A 14749-nucleotide genomic window follows, 5' to 3' on the forward strand; every position below is an offset into this window, starting at 1 on the left:
AAAATTTAGAAAGGAGCGTAATCATGAGTGACCAACTACTCAAAGAGGTTTTAAATGAAGTAAAAGGACTTAAAAGTAACGTTGACGGACTCAAGAGCGAAGTCAGTGGACTCAAAGGTGAAGTGAATGAGCTTAAAAATGGGCAGCAAGAGTTAAAAGTTGAACAACGATTGATGCATACACAAATAAATGAAAACACACAATTAATTAAAGTTGTCCTTGATAGGCAAGAAGAAGCTGATGCGAAGTTAACTGCAGTGAGAGAAGATATGACTTACATGAAGGGTGAAATAACAGATACACGTGAACGGTTAGATTATTTAGGAAGTAAAGTATTACAGCATGATGAGGATATTTTTAAATTTAAAAGTAGAGTGAACCTTTGAGGTAGGAATCAGTAGAATTGTTCAAGTTCAAATGTTTTTATGAATTGCCCCGAAGCTACCGTCCTCTCGACTCGTGTTTATCTCCATCTCCTGTACAATAAATGAGCACAGCGGTTGTGTAAATCTATTATATAAGGGGATTTTTTCTGATTAAATATCGAAAGATTAGATTAAATGCCTTCCGTTTTTGTTGAAGCGGGCAGAAGTTGCATCATTTTCTTTTAGAAAACAATGATAGATTAAAAGCAACATTCAAACGACCAAAGTGTTTACAAAATACATTTTTGTCCCATCAATAACACGATAGAAGTTGTTGGTGTGAAGGGAATAGATCATTTTTTAAAAAATGAAGAGGGGATTATATAATGAAGGCGATTATACTTGCTGCTGGCTACGCAACTCGACTCTATCCGTTAACGAAAAATAAAGCAAAACCATTACTAGAGCTTTCAGGAAAGCCAATTTTAGATCATATCATGGAGAAGCTTGAGCGAGTATCGGTTATTGACCAGGTTTTTATTGTGACTAATGAAAAATTCGCTAAAAGCTTTTCTGAATGGAGTCAATTGTATCAAGGGAATAAAATCGCTACAGTCATAAACGATCATACGACAAGTAATGACAATCGTTTAGGAGCGATTGCTGATATTCAATATGTGATCAAGAAGCAAAAGATAGAAGAAGACATCATGGTTTTAGCAGGGGATAATTTGTTTGATTTTAATTTGAAAGATTTTGTAGATTTTTATCAAGACATGAAATCCGATTGTATAACAGTTCATGAATTAAATGATTTCAACGAACTTCAGAAAACTGGTGTCGTTGAAGTAGACCGCAATTTTTTAGTGACTTCATTTGAGGAAAAACCCGAAAAGCCGAAATCAAATTTAGCAGGCCCACCCTTTTATATTTATCAAAGTGAGACATTGCCTTTAATTGCTCAATATCTTGATCAAGGAAATAATCCAGATGCACCAGGCCACTTTATCCCGTGGTTAATAGGTCATAAAGCGGTCTATGCTTATAAATTTGAAGGTTTGAGGTATGATATAGGGACTATTGAAAGTTATCGTAAAGCACAAAAACTGTTTTAAGGTACAAAGGATCAGGTCATGAAGATTTTCTTAAAATGTGAAGCAAAAAAATCAATTTGATCGTGAATTGAGTTTGGTGTTCATAACATCTTATAGTGCAAGGGTACTTTTTAAAAATTATAGAGCGGTTATTTTATGTAAGGTTCTGCATGAAGAATTCGAGAGAGAAGTGGAGCCTATGCTGAAAAATCCTTTAACAAGATATAATTAGATTAGAAACAATTACTGATCGTGTACAAATAAATATTACATAAATCTGAAATAGTCCACACTTTGGTGTGGGCTATTTATTTGATCTTCGGTAATTTGAGCTATGTTTTCATATAGCTATAAACAGAAATGAAATATATCCCAATTTTGATAAATATAATCTAAATGCATTGATTGTTTTTGAATGATTTTGATTGACAATGACCGTTTTTGATAATATACTTTATGTAAACGGTTAATTCACTCGACAAACATCTAGTGCTCTTATAAACAGCAGGGTAAATAGAGTGGTGTTATTCGATTAGAGGAAGAGCTAAACGTCCTGCTGAAATATGATTCTTCCCACACGTACAAGGTCCTAGGATTGTAAATCACTTATTCTTGTAGTATTGGAAAGGTTAGGATAAGTAAAGCTAAGGCTTCTTGACGATATGGACATGGATGTGGTGGTTTCGATGCTCTAAATGGATGTGGAGGGAGGTTTAAGTAGAATGCTAAGTTGATAATCTTTTAAAGATTGGTTACTTCGCTATTTTCTTTAGTGCAGTTACTCGCTCCACATAAAGCTTCTATACTAACTGCAAAAATTATGATATCTGTGCGGGAACTAGCCTTCTAGGGTTCTTAATAAGTGGTGTAGAGGATGGTCGCAATGCTAACGATTGAGAGGCAATAGCTGAGTTTATCTTTGGTGAAAGAGTAAGCAGTCGTGAAGGAGAAAGACATATGTGAGCTGACAAATTTTTTGAAGTCGACAGCTTGCAGGGTTTATTAGAACTAGAGGATAAGGAATATGTCAAAGACGTTGATGGTGATGTTTCGTGAATGAATAAAAATGTGATGATCCCATTTTTATTGAAAAACTGACAAAAGGAAGCAATTGCTAAAAGAACTGTTTCATTTATTGAAGCAGAGGACTCGATTTATTTAGATGCAGGATTATCTTTATAAGAGATGGTCCCTCCCTTATAAGTCTGTTGTCATCAATGGTATTCCGTATATTCAATTATTAATTGAACATGATATTGAAAGCTATGTCATTTCGGTTAAAGTAAAGCAAGAAACAGCAGCTATTACAGGTGTAAAGGCAGTTGAAGTGGTTCAGGAATATCGTTTTGATAAATGTTTCTTAGGGATAACGGTATTCATGTTATACAAGGGTTAACAACGCTAGATCTGGATGAAGCAAGTGTTAAGCGTGTGACACTAGATCAATCATTGGCCACTTATGTTGTAGCGGATTCGTCCAAGTTTGATGAGATATTTTTCGCTAATGTAGGGGAATTATCAGAAGGCAATATTGTTACAACGAATCATCTATCAATAGAACAGCAAGAAATACTATAAAAATATACAACTTTGGAGGGCGTAACTATAATGATTTACACGATTACACTTAATCCAGCAATTGATTATGTTGTTCAAGTCGATCAGTTTACTGCGGGTGGTTTGAATAGAAGTCAGGCAGATTATAAAGAGGCTGGTGGTAAAGGAATTAATGTGTCCCGAGTGCTACAAAGACTTGGGGGAGAAAGTACGGCATTGGGCTTTGTTGGTGGATTTACGGGTAAGTTTATTACTGATTATTTAACGGAAACAGGTATTTTACATGATTTTATTCAATTGAAAGAAGATACGCGAATTAATTTGAAAATGAAGTCGGGTGAAGAAGAGACAGAGGTAAATGGTGTTTCACCAAAAATTGAGTCAACGGATTACCAGCAATTATTAGATCAACTTAAGCAATTAAAGCAAGAAGATGTCGTCATTTTAGCAGGAAGTTTACCTACCTCTTTATCATCGAGTACTTATCGTGAAATAGTTGCTCAATTGTCTGAACAAGGAATAAAAGCGATTGTAGATACAAGTGGTTTACCACTGCAAGAGGCAATTAAGGCGAGTCCGACTTTTATTAAACCCAATCATCATGAACTTGCAGAGTTATTTGATACAAAAGTAGAAGGAGAACAGGATATTATCCATTTGGCTAAGCGTCTTAACCAAGAGTATAAGATTCAGCATGTATTGATTTCAATGGCAAAAGACGGTGCTATTTATGTAGGAGATGGCGGTGTATTACGTTTAACAGCGCCAGTTGGTCAGGCAGTTCACTCTGTTGGTGCAGGTGATTCAGCAGTAGCTGGTTTTATTTACAAATTACAACAGACGGGATATCCACAAGAAGCAGCTCAATATGCTGTTGCTTCAGGAAGTGCGACGGCTTTTTCAAAAACGTTGTGCACGAAGGAAGAGGTAGAGGCATTATTGCCACAAGTTCAAATCAAACAAATTTAACCAATGAGAGGTGGATGAACAATGAGAATTAATGAGTTACTCAGACGCGATCTTATCATTTTAGATGTCAAGGCACAGTCCAAAGATGAAGTTATTGCTGAACTAGCCAAACAACTTGATAAAGGACAGTATCTTAGTGATAAAGATCAATTTATTGAAGCGATTTGGGATCGTGAGAATCAGACGAGTACTGGAATTGGTGATACGGTCGCTATTCCGCATGCTAAGACAAAGGCAGTTGCTAAACCAGCTATTGTTTTTGCTAGATCACAAGCAGGAATTGATTATGATTCTTTAGACGGTAAACCTGCCCATCTATTCTTTATGATTGCTGCTAGTGAAGGAGCAAATGATGATCACCTTCAGACATTGTCACGGTTATCAACTTTATTAATTGATGAAGATTTTCGTAACAAACTTATGGGAGCAAATTCCGAAGATGAAATTATGACAATTATTAATCAAAAAGAAGAAGAGAAGTTAAGTAAAGAAGCGGCAAATGAAGTAAGCGCGACTGATTCAAAAGCAGGCGGTATCGAACTACTCGCTGTAACTGGCTGTCCAACAGGAATTGCCCATACGTATATGGCAGCAGATGCACTTAAGGATAAGGCAGAAGCTAAAGGAGTCTCAATTAAAGTTGAGACGAACGGTTCAGATGGTGTGAAAAATCGTTTGACAGCTGAAGAAATTGAGCAGGCTAAAGTAATTATTATTGCTGCTGATACGAAAGTAGAGATGGATCGCTTTGCTGGTAAGAAAGTGTTGCGTCGTGGTGTAAGTGACGGCATTCGTAAAACTGAAGAATTGATTGATACAGCCATGAGTGGTGATGTTCCTGTTTATGAAAGTACTGGTGGCACATCGGCATCAAGTTCCGATTCAAGTAGTGGAAGTCGTTCTAGTTTTTATCAACACTTGATGAATGGTGTATCAAATATGCTTCCATTTGTTGTTGGTGGTGGTTTATTAGTAGCCATATCATTCTTATTTGGGATTCACTCAGCAGATCCGACTCATGCAGATTATAACGTGTTTGCTGCTGCGTTAAATACAATTGGTGGTGAAAATGCTCTTGGCTTAATGGTAGCTGTGCTAGCTGGTTTTATCGGAATGAGTATTGCTGATAGACCTGGTTTTGCACCAGCTATGATTGGTGGATTTATGGCGACAGCAGGTGACGCTGGTTTCTTAGGTGGTTTGATTGCTGGTTTTCTAGGTGGTTATGTTGCGTTATTAGTGAAAAAAGCATTGGCAGGCTTGCCTAAGACATTTGATGGTATTAAAACAATTCTATTTTATCCCGTGTTAAATATTTTAATTACTGGTCTACTCATGTATTTTGTTATTATTGAGCCTGTTGCTTGGCTGATGAATGCATTGAGTGGTTGGTTAAGTGGCATGACAGGTACGAATGTGATGTTGTTAGGCATTATTTTAGGTGGAATGATGGCGATTGATATGGGTGGACCGATCAACAAAACAGCCTTTACATTTGGAATTGCGATGATCGATGCTGGTAATTTTGGTCCCCATGCAGCTGTAATGGCAGGTGGAATGGTACCGCCGCTAGCTATTGCATTTGCAACCATCTTTTTCAAAAGTAAATTTACTCAGGAAGAACGACAAGCTGGTAAAACCAACATTGCCCTTGGATCATTCTTTATTACCGAAGGCGCCATTCCATTTGCAGCCTCTGATCCAGGACGTGTACTCCCAGCCTCAATTATCGGTTCAGCTTTGGCTGGGGGATTAACACTACTATTTGGTGTAGGTATCCAAGCACCACATGGTGGAGTATTCGCTTTCCCAGCTGTCGAGGGTAGCTGGGTACTGTATCTATTGGCTATTCTAATTGGTGCGATTGTTTCAGGGTTAATTTTAGGCTTCTGGAAGAAACCAATAGATAAAAAATAAATTTTAGCAGAATGAATGATTTGAAAAGATATGATTCTCATTAGATATGATGGGATCATATCTTTTTTTGTATGGTCAGATCGGATTTTTGGTCACAGATAACCGTCCGTAAAACTCGGGGCAACAACGGTTTTCAATGGGGCGAGTAATCGCAACGGTATTCGGCGGGATGAGTAATCGCACTAAGCAGAGCTACAAAGTATTTGCATCGTAAGAATAAGTGACTTACTTATTCTGGGTTCCAGTCCCAATCAGTGGGAACTAGGGGAATACAGATTAAACCCACCACGTCTGGGACTGGGGCTGCGGCTGCGGTTACTCGCCCCACCGGAACCATATGCATGACCTACATCCTGTAGGTCCAACTCACACTGATTGAAGTTTCGTTTGATAATCGTTAAGTCAAATAAGTTTTCTCTTATAAGGATTTAATGATAAGCCAATTTTTTTATCAAGTTAATGTTAGAGTTAAGTGGTTCTTCGATTTAATGGTAATTTGCTTTTTTTTACTATCATTAATATGATTAAAATATGTACAATTAAATAAATGGAGGGATAAGATGATTAATTTTCCGAAGCCGACAGTTGAACAGTTTTTTCATACTTTTGTTATTACTGATTTTACAGTGAGTGAGGATGAGCAAAGATTAGTCTTTAGTTCTAATATGAATGGGAAGGACAATCTATGGGCATTGGATTTACCAGCTATGTTTCCGTATCTTTTTGCTCAGCATGATCAATCAATTGATTTTTTACAATTTGATCCGCATAATCGTTATTTGTTAACAAGCTATGATCAAGATGGTGATGAAAATTATCAGAGCTATGCATTGCCGTTTACAGGTGGAATTGCTCAGCCGTTAACGCCAAGTGAGCCAGGGGATAAGTTTTATTTTAGTCATCTGAGTGAGGATGGTGAACGCCTCTACTATAATACGTCAAGAGGAAATCCATCATTTTTAAATACGCATGTTTATCATTTGCAAGATCAAACGGATCAATTGATTGAAAAGGGCGATCAAGCTGTTACACACCTTTTAACGGTCTCCAAAGATGAACAGGCGTTTGTCTATGTGCGTATGTTCGCGAATACGTATGCCACACTGCATGTGAAACAAGGAGAAGAGATTAATTATTTAACACCTGATCCAGAAAAAGTTCATTTCAGTTTTGATCCGATTTTTGTTGATCAAAAAACGATCTATTTCATTACGAATTATGAAGATGAGTTTAATTATCTAGCAACCTATGATTTAACAACAAACACATTTAAACCTGTTTTGAAGCTTGATGGTGAAAGTATTGAAACAATAAAATTTAATAAAGAACAGAATCGCTTGTATTTAGTGACTGAAAAAGGTGTATCTGATTTTCTTTATGCGTATGATCTATCAACAGGCAAACATGATCGGCTTCAATTACCTGTTGATGTGCTAACTAAGTTACATGTGGCTAAGTCTGGAACACTTTATGTTTTGGGTCGAAGTGCAACATTACCGTTTAACATTTTTCAATCAAAAGATGGTTTGACATGGAAGACACTAACAAATAATCGTGTACTCGGGATCGATCAAGAAGATATGGTTGAGCCTGAGGTTGTCTCGTACCCATCGTTTGATGGTTTGGAGATCGAGGCCTTGCTGTTTAAAGCAAAACCAGAGAATGATAATGGCTACACAATTTTTTGGCCGCATGGCGGACCACAAGCAGCTGAGAAAAAAATGTTCCGAGCGATGTTTCAGGCTTTTCTCAATTATGGTTATACCATTTTTGCCCCGAATTTCCGTGGAAGTACAGGATACGGAGCTTCATTTGTGAAGATGGTGGAGCAGGATTGGGGTGAGGGACCACGTTTGGATAATATTGCTGGTCTCGATTGGTTAATTGATCAGAAGATAACAGATCCGGAGCATTTATTTTTAGTCGGCGGCAGCTATGGTGGTTATATGGCTTTACTCTTACATGGTCGTCATCCAGAATATTTCAAGGCGGTTATCGATATTTTTGGTCCTTCTGATTTATTCACATTTGTTGAATCTGTTCCACCGCATTGGAAGCCGATCATGGAAAGATGGCTTGGAGATCCGATAAGGGATAAGGAACGCTTTATTAAAGACTCACCTGTTACTTATCTTGAATCAATGACAAAACCAATGCTTGTGATCCAAGGTGCTAAAGATCCACGTGTTGTTAAAGATGAATCTGATCAAATTGTTGCGAAGCTAAAAGATAAAGGACGTGAAATTGAATATCTGGTTCTTGAGGATGAAGGACATGGTTTCACTAAAAAGGAAAATGAAATCAAAGTCTATCGATTAATGCTTGATTTTCTAGCAAAACATCAATAATTATCATATAACATGAGGGTTCAAGCTAGTGTGTGTCTGGTTTATACTGGATACAAGCTAGCTTTTTTTGATTCTGAGCGGTAGAATGGGTGGGAAAGCCTAGCGAAGATGCTTGCAAATCGAGAAAGTTGCTTGTATTTTCGTGAAGTTGATTGTAAATCAGAAAGTTGATTGCAAATCGAGAAAGTTGATTGCAAATCGAGAAAGTTGATTGCAAATCGTGTCAAGTCCAAAATCTTGTGTAATAACCTATAGCTATCTCTGTAGTTACTTGAGAGGGGGGTAGCTTTTCCTGTCCTCGCCATGGCGAGGTCAGGAAAAGCGTTACATTTAATTCTCCCCCGGGGCATAGTCTCTTAAAAATTTTCGCTTCGTCTTCTGAAATCCTTCGTGGATATCCATCAAAACGGCACCGATAAGTCGGACAGCTGAATCTATATTCGGAAAGATCCCAATGACTCTTTCCCTACGCCGTATTTCTCTATTGACTCGCTCTAAACTGTTTGTCGTCCTTAGAGAGACATGATAGCCCGTGGGTTCTTGGATGAATTGTAGGGCATCATCAAAACCGGCTTCTAACTTCTCGATGACCGCTGTGTACTTCGGATTTCCCTCGACTGTCTTTATAAAGTTTGTCTTCAATTCTCTGGCATGGGCCAGGGTATCGGCATAAAAGATTTGTTTTAAGGCTGTCCGTTCAGCTTGACTGTTTTTCTTCGGCATCACATCCGTTAGATTGCGTAAGAAATGGGTGGTACAACGCTGCCATGGACAGTTCAAAAAGTCTTCTTTAATCGCTGCTTTCAATCCAGAATGCGCATCAGAGATGATGAGCTTGGGTTTCTTCAAACCACGCGCTCGTAAGTCCTGAAAGAAGCTTGTCCAAGCTGCCTTTGATTCCTCTTCTGAAACCATAAATCCAATAATCTCACGTCTATTCTCTGACGTCACCCCTTGCGCAATATAGACACCTTTAGATACCACACGATGATTCTCTCGCACTTTAATATACATGGCATCGACATAAACATAGGCATAGTATTTATGGTGAAGGGCGCGCTCTCTAAACGATGCCACCTCAGGATCTAGACGTTTGAGAATATCAGAAGCAAATGAACGAGAGACGCCTTCCCCACAGAGGGTCTCAACAATTTTAGTGACCTTTCGGGTCGATACACCACTCACGACAGATTCCACTAATGTCAGAACAAGCGATTGATCCATACGTTGATACTTCTCGAATAACTTTGTTGAAAAGGCACCAGAGCGTGTCCGAGGGACTTTCAGCGTGATTCGCCCGATAGGTAGTTTATAATCTCTTTCGTAATAGCCATTCCGCATGTCTTGGCGAAGTGCATGGCGTTCTCGTGAGTCGGCTTGGACATAGGCATCACGCTCCGCCTCCATGTAGGCATTAAATACAGCGACTGCCAGTCCTTTAGTTGCCGAATTTAAGTTGCTCGATAAAATTTCCTCTGTTAATTTGTCCATATCTAGGGTAAAATTTAATTGAGTCATTTCAGTTCTCTCCTTTTCAATGGTTGGTTGGTAACTACATTGTACTATAGGAGAGCTGATTTGGCTCTTTTTCTTTATTACACAATTATATAGCCTTAATCGCAAATCGAGAAAGTTGATTGCAAATCGAGAAAGTTGATTGCAAATCGAGAAAGTTGATTGCAAATCGAGAAAGTTGATTGTAAATCGAAGAAGTTGATTGCAAATCGAAGAAGTTGATTGCAAATCAAGAGAGTTGATTGCAAATCAAGAGAGTTGACTACAAATCAGAGAAAAATCCTCAAACTTGGGCACAAGATAGGTAGTTATAGGGGATGGAAATAAATAAAATCATATTATTATTTTGAAACTCTTTTCGTTGTCTATCGACTGATTAATCGTATATAATGTAAACTATAATTTCCTAAAGCTCACTATTTTGGTATACTAGTAAAAATGAATCAAGGAGGCAGATATGATGGACATGAAAACCTATCAATCTATGGATGCAGTTGGCTTAGCTGAATTGGTTAGAGGAAAACAGGTTTCACCTAGGGAGTTAGTAGATCTAGCTTTTCAAAGATTAGAAGAGGTGAATTCAGATTTGAATGCGGTTGCACGTACCCGTAGGGATCGTGTTTATGGGGAATTAGAACAATTAAAAGATGAAGGACAGCCATTTTATGGTGTTCCTCTGTTTTTAAAGGATATTTCACAGGCAATTGGTGGAGAGGTTTTAAGTTCTGGGTCGAAACTTTTAACGGAGAATGTTGTTGCACAAGATTCAAATTTTGTTGCACGATTAAAAGAAGCTGGCTTTCTTATGTTAGGACATACGACAACTCCAGAGTTTGGTTTGAAGAATATTACTGAACCTGAAGTGTTTGGTCCAACACGAAATCCATGGAATTTAGAACATTCACCTGGTGGCTCAAGTGGTGGTGCAGCTGCACTTGTTGCAAGTGGCGTTGTTCCGGTCGCAGGTGCAAGTGATGGGGGTGGATCGATTCGGATTCCAGCAGGTTTTTCTGGTTTATTTGGTTTGAAACCGACTCGTGGGCGAACTCCTGTAGGACCAGGTATAGGTCGTCAATGGCAAGGTGCGTCTATTGATTTTGTCCTTAGTCGTTCCGTTCGAGATAGTGCAGCATTGTTGGATACATTACAGGTTATTCAGCCTGAAGCGGCTTTTCAAACACCTTTATATGATGGTAGCTATTTTGATTTGACAAAAAGTCACTCGAAAAAGAAATATCGAATTGCTTATACAACAGCTTCACCGGTGAGAACAACAGTGAGTGATGAAGCCAAACACTCTGTATTAAATATGGTGAAATGGTTAGAGGATCAAGGACACGAAGTTGTTGAAGCAGAAGCCCCTGTTGATGGTGTTAAATTGATGAAAAATTATTATCTGATGAATAGTGGAGAAATAAATCAAGTGATTACCCAGTTGAAACGGAGATTAGACCGTAATTTAACGACAGATGATATTGAAATTATCACCTGGGTATTGGATCAAGCTGGGAAAAATGTGACAGCCGCAACATATAGTTCAAGTTTAACAGGTTGGGATTTTGCTGCTGCCCGAATGGCTGAATTCCACCAGGAATATGATTTTTATTTAACGCCAACAAATGCTCACCCAGCACCGAAGATTGGTGAACTTGAACTTCCTGAAGAACAAATAGAAACATTACTAAAAATAGATCATCTGTCGATGGCAGAACAGCAAAAGCTTGTTTATGAAATGTTTTTACCAAGTTTAACGTTTACGCCATTCACACAACTGGCAAACTTGACTGGTCAACCTGCTATGAGTGTGCCGACGTTTATTACTCGCGAAGGTCTACCGATGGGTGTTCAATTTGTTGCTGGAAAAGGAAGAGAAGATCAACTCATTGAGCTAGCCAGCCAAATCGAGCAGACTGAATTGTGGAAGCAAAGAGTGGTTGATCCAATTTAAATTGGAAAAATTGCGTGCGATAGTTTGATTTTATAGGTGCACATACGGCTGTTACGTGTGAAACCGGAAATTCACGTGCAAACGGAAATAAATAAAAAAGTTGGAATCTGTGAAGTGGAGATTCCATTCAAAAAGGATGTGTTCAGATGGCAAAGCAAATTTTACACAATGATTGGGCCCCATTATTAGAAGATGAATTTAATAAACCCTATTATAAAAAAATTCGTCAATTTTTAATCAAAGAATATCAAACTCAAATCGTTTATCCGAATATGAATGATATTTATAATGCCCTACACTATACGTCTTATGCGAATGTCAAGGTGGTTATTTTAGGACAGGATCCCTATCATGGCCCGAATCAGGCACATGGTTTAAGTTTTTCTGTCCAGCCTGGGGTCGCGATCCCTCCTTCTTTACAAAATATGTATAAAGAATTGAATTCTGACTTGGGTTATGCTATTCCGAATCATGGATCTCTAGTAAAGTGGGCTAAGCAAGGGGTGTTGCTGTTGAATAATGTTTTGACAGTACGCAAAGGTCAAGCCCATTCACACAAGGGAATGGGCTGGGAAATTTTTACGAATCGAGTGATTGAACTGTTAAATGACAAAGAAGAATCGATTGTTTATCTCCTTTGGGGAGCTGCTGCACAAAAGAAGGAGCAAATGATTGATACAAATAAACATTTCATCATTAAATCTCCGCATCCCAGCCCTCTATCTGCCCATCGTGGTTTTTTCGGTAGTCAACCCTTTTCAAAAGCCAATCATTATTTAAAACAAGTAGGTAGGGAGCCGATTGATTGGGAAATTGAGCGTCTTTAAATGGGTTGCTATGTTTTAGATTAATGCATTTGGGGAAGATACATATGATATAGGTATCAAATATTTAAGGAGCTGATCAAAATGAAAGAGACTTTCAAAAAAGGTGTGGCCCTCGGCTTAGGTTTGGCAGCAACAGGTGTGGAACAAGCGGAGAAAGTAATTGATGAGCTAGTTAAAAAAGGTGAGATGACTCGTGAAGAATCGAAAGCATTTTTCAATGAGTATTACAAAAAAGGAAAAGACAAACAAAAGGAAATGTTAACGGATTTAAATTTTGCCACACAAGATGATATCAAAAGATTAGAAGCACGAATCGATGCACTGGCTGAACAAATCAATCGTGATAAGTAAGTTTTGCTGTTGAAAGGGAGGACTCGCCGTGATTGAAAAACCACTTCGGCATTTGCAACGATATAAGGATATTATCGTCGCTTTTTCGAGAAATGGCTTAGGGTTCTTGCTTGAACAAATGGGATTGCATGATCTCCATGTCATTCCAAAACGTTTATATAAAGAACGCAATCCAAAGGCAGAAGAAAAAACGTTAGGCGAACGAATTCGATTAATTTTAGAAGAACTAGGTCCAACCTTTATTAAGGTTGGGCAAATTGCTAGTACACGGCCTGACCTTTTTTCTGATGAAATCATTCAAGAGCTAGAAAAATTACAAACCCACGTCCCCCCTTTTCCTTTTCATGAGGCAAAAGAAATTATTGAGAGTGAGTTAGGACGTCCAATTGAAGATATTTTTCAAGAGATTGACTCTGAGCCATTAGCGGCGGCTTCAATTGGTCAGGTCCATGTTGGTGTGTTAAAAACAGGTGAACAAGTGGCAATTAAAGTTCAACGCCCAAACATCCAAGAAAAAATCGAAACAGATTTTGAAATTTTAAAGGAAATGGCGACTTTAGCGGAGTTAAGAATGGAATGGGCTGTGCGATATCGAGCACGGGATGTAGTTAAAGAATTTGCTAGTATGATTCGTGATGAACTCGATTACATCATTGAAGCACGTAATGTGAATCGGATTTCCAAACAATTAGAGGATGATGACTCAGTTCTAATCCCCGCAATATTCACTGAATTTACCAGTTCAAAGGTATTAGTGATGGAGTATGTAGAGGGGGTTAAATTAAGTGATGTGGTAGAACAAAAAGTTGCTGGATTTGATCAGAAAGAAGTTGCTGATCATTTAGCTCGGATCACTTTTCAACAAGTATTAATCGATGGTTTTTTCCATGCTGATCCTCATCCTGGAAACATTCTGATTCGTCCAGACAATCAATTAGTCTTATTAGATTTTGGGATGGTTGGGCGCTTGACGGTAGCGATGAAGGAACAGTTTGGTTTATTGCTGATTAGTATGATGCGGGAAGATATAGAAGGTATGGTTGAACATCTGCTTGAAATGGGAATAACATCCTCAGAGATTGATAGGCAAGGACTTCTAGATGATATTGAGTTGCTAATGGATAAGTATTATCGTGCTGCATTGAGTGAGATTAGTTTGGCAGAGGCTGTTCGCGAGCTTTTTCAAATTGCGCATAAACACCAAATTGAGCTTTCTCCTGATTACACTATTTTAGGAAAAACTTTACTCACATTAGAAGGGACTATTGCTCAATTAGATCCCGATCTCAGCATTGTAGAAGTCGCTAAACCCTTTGGACAACGTTTATTGCGAGAGCGGTATCGACCAAGAAAAATTGCTCAGCAGATGATTGGACAGCTATCAGAATTTGCTGATCTTTTCACCACCCTTCCAAAACAATTAAAGAATTTATCAAGTGTCATTAAAGGAAATAAAATACGCTTAGAAATCGACATTCCTGACTTGGATTCACTATTGAAGAAAATGGACCGCATTAGCAATCAGCTCTCTTTTGCCATCGTATTGTTAGCCTTTAGTATTATTATGGTCGGCTTAATTATTGGCTCGGCATTGTCAGGTCAACCCTCTGTGCTCTGGTCATTGCCTGCGATTGAGATTGGCTCATTTGTTGCGCTATTTTTGTTTCTTTGGTTGCTTTATTCTATTTTTAAGTCAGGACGGTTTTGAATTTTGTCTTTTGTAATGATCTGAAAAAAGATTGTATTGGACTGGAAATCATTTCAGTTTAATGCAATCTTTTTTTACTTTCTTTTGGATAGGCTTCTACTTTCAATGAAATGTTCTCAACCTCATCCATTCCAATAAAAAATAAACACA

Annotated in this window: 10 protein-coding genes and 1 pseudogene; 10 read left to right on the forward strand and 1 reads right to left on the reverse strand. The window is 38.2% G+C overall.

All coding sequences use genetic code 11. The annotated features are described in order from the left end of the window. Positions 1-23: 23 nt before the first annotated feature. From ACS127_RS08655 to ACS127_RS08680, 6 genes and pseudogenes are all read left to right on the forward strand, one after another. Entirely contained in the window at positions 24-386 is a 363-nt protein-coding gene (locus ACS127_RS08655) for a hypothetical protein (RefSeq protein ID WP_440898018.1), read from the forward strand. 365 nt (positions 387-751) lie between these two features. Then, positions 752-1480, forward strand: a complete 729-nt coding sequence (locus ACS127_RS08660; protein ID WP_440898019.1) for a nucleotidyltransferase family protein — start codon at positions 752-754, stop codon at positions 1478-1480. Positions 1481-2621: 1141 nt separating this feature from the next. Continuing rightward, positions 2622-3037: pseudogene (locus tag ACS127_RS08665) on the forward strand (hypothetical protein). A gap of 30 nt (positions 3038-3067) precedes the next feature. Further along, the gene (gene pfkB, locus ACS127_RS08670; RefSeq protein ID WP_440898020.1) at positions 3068-3985 is read left to right on the forward strand and encodes a 1-phosphofructokinase; all 918 of its coding nucleotides are present in this window, start codon (positions 3068-3070) and stop codon (positions 3983-3985) included. A gap of 21 nt (positions 3986-4006) precedes the next feature. Beyond that, a complete protein-coding gene (locus ACS127_RS08675) occupies positions 4007-5902 on the forward strand; it encodes a PTS fructose transporter subunit IIABC (RefSeq protein WP_440898021.1) in 1896 nt (631 codons plus the stop codon). Positions 5903-6462: 560 nt separating this feature from the next. Next, positions 6463-8250, forward strand: coding sequence for an alpha/beta fold hydrolase (locus ACS127_RS08680; RefSeq protein ID WP_440898022.1), 1788 nt, complete (start codon positions 6463-6465; stop codon positions 8248-8250). Positions 8251-8580: 330 nt separating this feature from the next. Here the strand turns inward: ACS127_RS08680 and ACS127_RS08685 are convergent, their stop codons facing one another. Continuing rightward, positions 8581-9768 (reverse strand): IS256 family transposase, encoded by a 1188-nt coding sequence (locus ACS127_RS08685; RefSeq protein ID WP_440895396.1) that lies wholly within the window; start codon positions 9766-9768, stop codon positions 8581-8583. A 457-nt stretch (positions 9769-10225) separates the two neighbouring features. Between ACS127_RS08685 and ACS127_RS08690 the strand changes: the two genes are divergently transcribed. The 4 genes from ACS127_RS08690 to ACS127_RS08705 all read left to right on the forward strand — a co-directional run bounded on the left by ACS127_RS08690 (position 10226) and on the right by ACS127_RS08705 (position 14599). Next, complete coding sequence (locus ACS127_RS08690; protein WP_440898023.1) at positions 10226-11713, forward strand: amidase; 1488 nt, start codon at positions 10226-10228, stop codon at positions 11711-11713. Positions 11714-11859: 146 nt separating this feature from the next. Continuing rightward, positions 11860-12540: a uracil-DNA glycosylase gene (locus tag ACS127_RS08695; protein WP_440898024.1), complete on the forward strand. Its 681-nt coding sequence runs from the start codon at positions 11860-11862 to the stop codon at positions 12538-12540. Between the two features lie 81 nt (positions 12541-12621). Further along, entirely contained in the window at positions 12622-12891 is a 270-nt protein-coding gene (locus ACS127_RS08700; RefSeq protein WP_440898025.1) for a phasin family protein, read from the forward strand. Positions 12892-12919: 28 nt separating this feature from the next. After that, on the forward strand, positions 12920-14599 hold the full coding sequence (locus ACS127_RS08705; protein WP_440898026.1) for an ABC1 kinase family protein: 1680 nt from the start codon (positions 12920-12922) through the stop codon (positions 14597-14599). Positions 14600-14749 lie beyond the last annotated feature (150 nt).

The sequence above is a fragment of the Amphibacillus sp. Q70 genome, assembly GCF_052055485.1.
Taxonomy (GTDB): Bacteria; Bacillota; Bacilli; order Bacillales; family Amphibacillaceae; genus Amphibacillus.

Coding starts and splice junctions, on each gene's coding strand:
- ACS127_RS08655 (WP_440898018.1), top strand. CDS start 24: ATGAGTGACCAACTACTCAAAGAGGTTTTAAATGAAGTAAAAGGACTT.
- ACS127_RS08660 (WP_440898019.1), top strand. CDS start 752: ATGAAGGCGATTATACTTGCTGCTGGCTACGCAACTCGACTCTATCCG.
- pfkB (WP_440898020.1), top strand. CDS start 3,068: ATGATTTACACGATTACACTTAATCCAGCAATTGATTATGTTGTTCAA.
- ACS127_RS08675 (WP_440898021.1), top strand. CDS start 4,007: ATGAGAATTAATGAGTTACTCAGACGCGATCTTATCATTTTAGATGTC.
- ACS127_RS08680 (WP_440898022.1), top strand. CDS start 6,463: ATGATTAATTTTCCGAAGCCGACAGTTGAACAGTTTTTTCATACTTTT.
- ACS127_RS08685 (WP_440895396.1), bottom strand. CDS start 9,768: ATGACTCAATTAAATTTTACCCTAGATATGGACAAATTAACAGAGGAA.
- ACS127_RS08690 (WP_440898023.1), top strand. CDS start 10,226: ATGGACATGAAAACCTATCAATCTATGGATGCAGTTGGCTTAGCTGAA.
- ACS127_RS08695 (WP_440898024.1), top strand. CDS start 11,860: ATGGCAAAGCAAATTTTACACAATGATTGGGCCCCATTATTAGAAGAT.
- ACS127_RS08700 (WP_440898025.1), top strand. CDS start 12,622: ATGAAAGAGACTTTCAAAAAAGGTGTGGCCCTCGGCTTAGGTTTGGCA.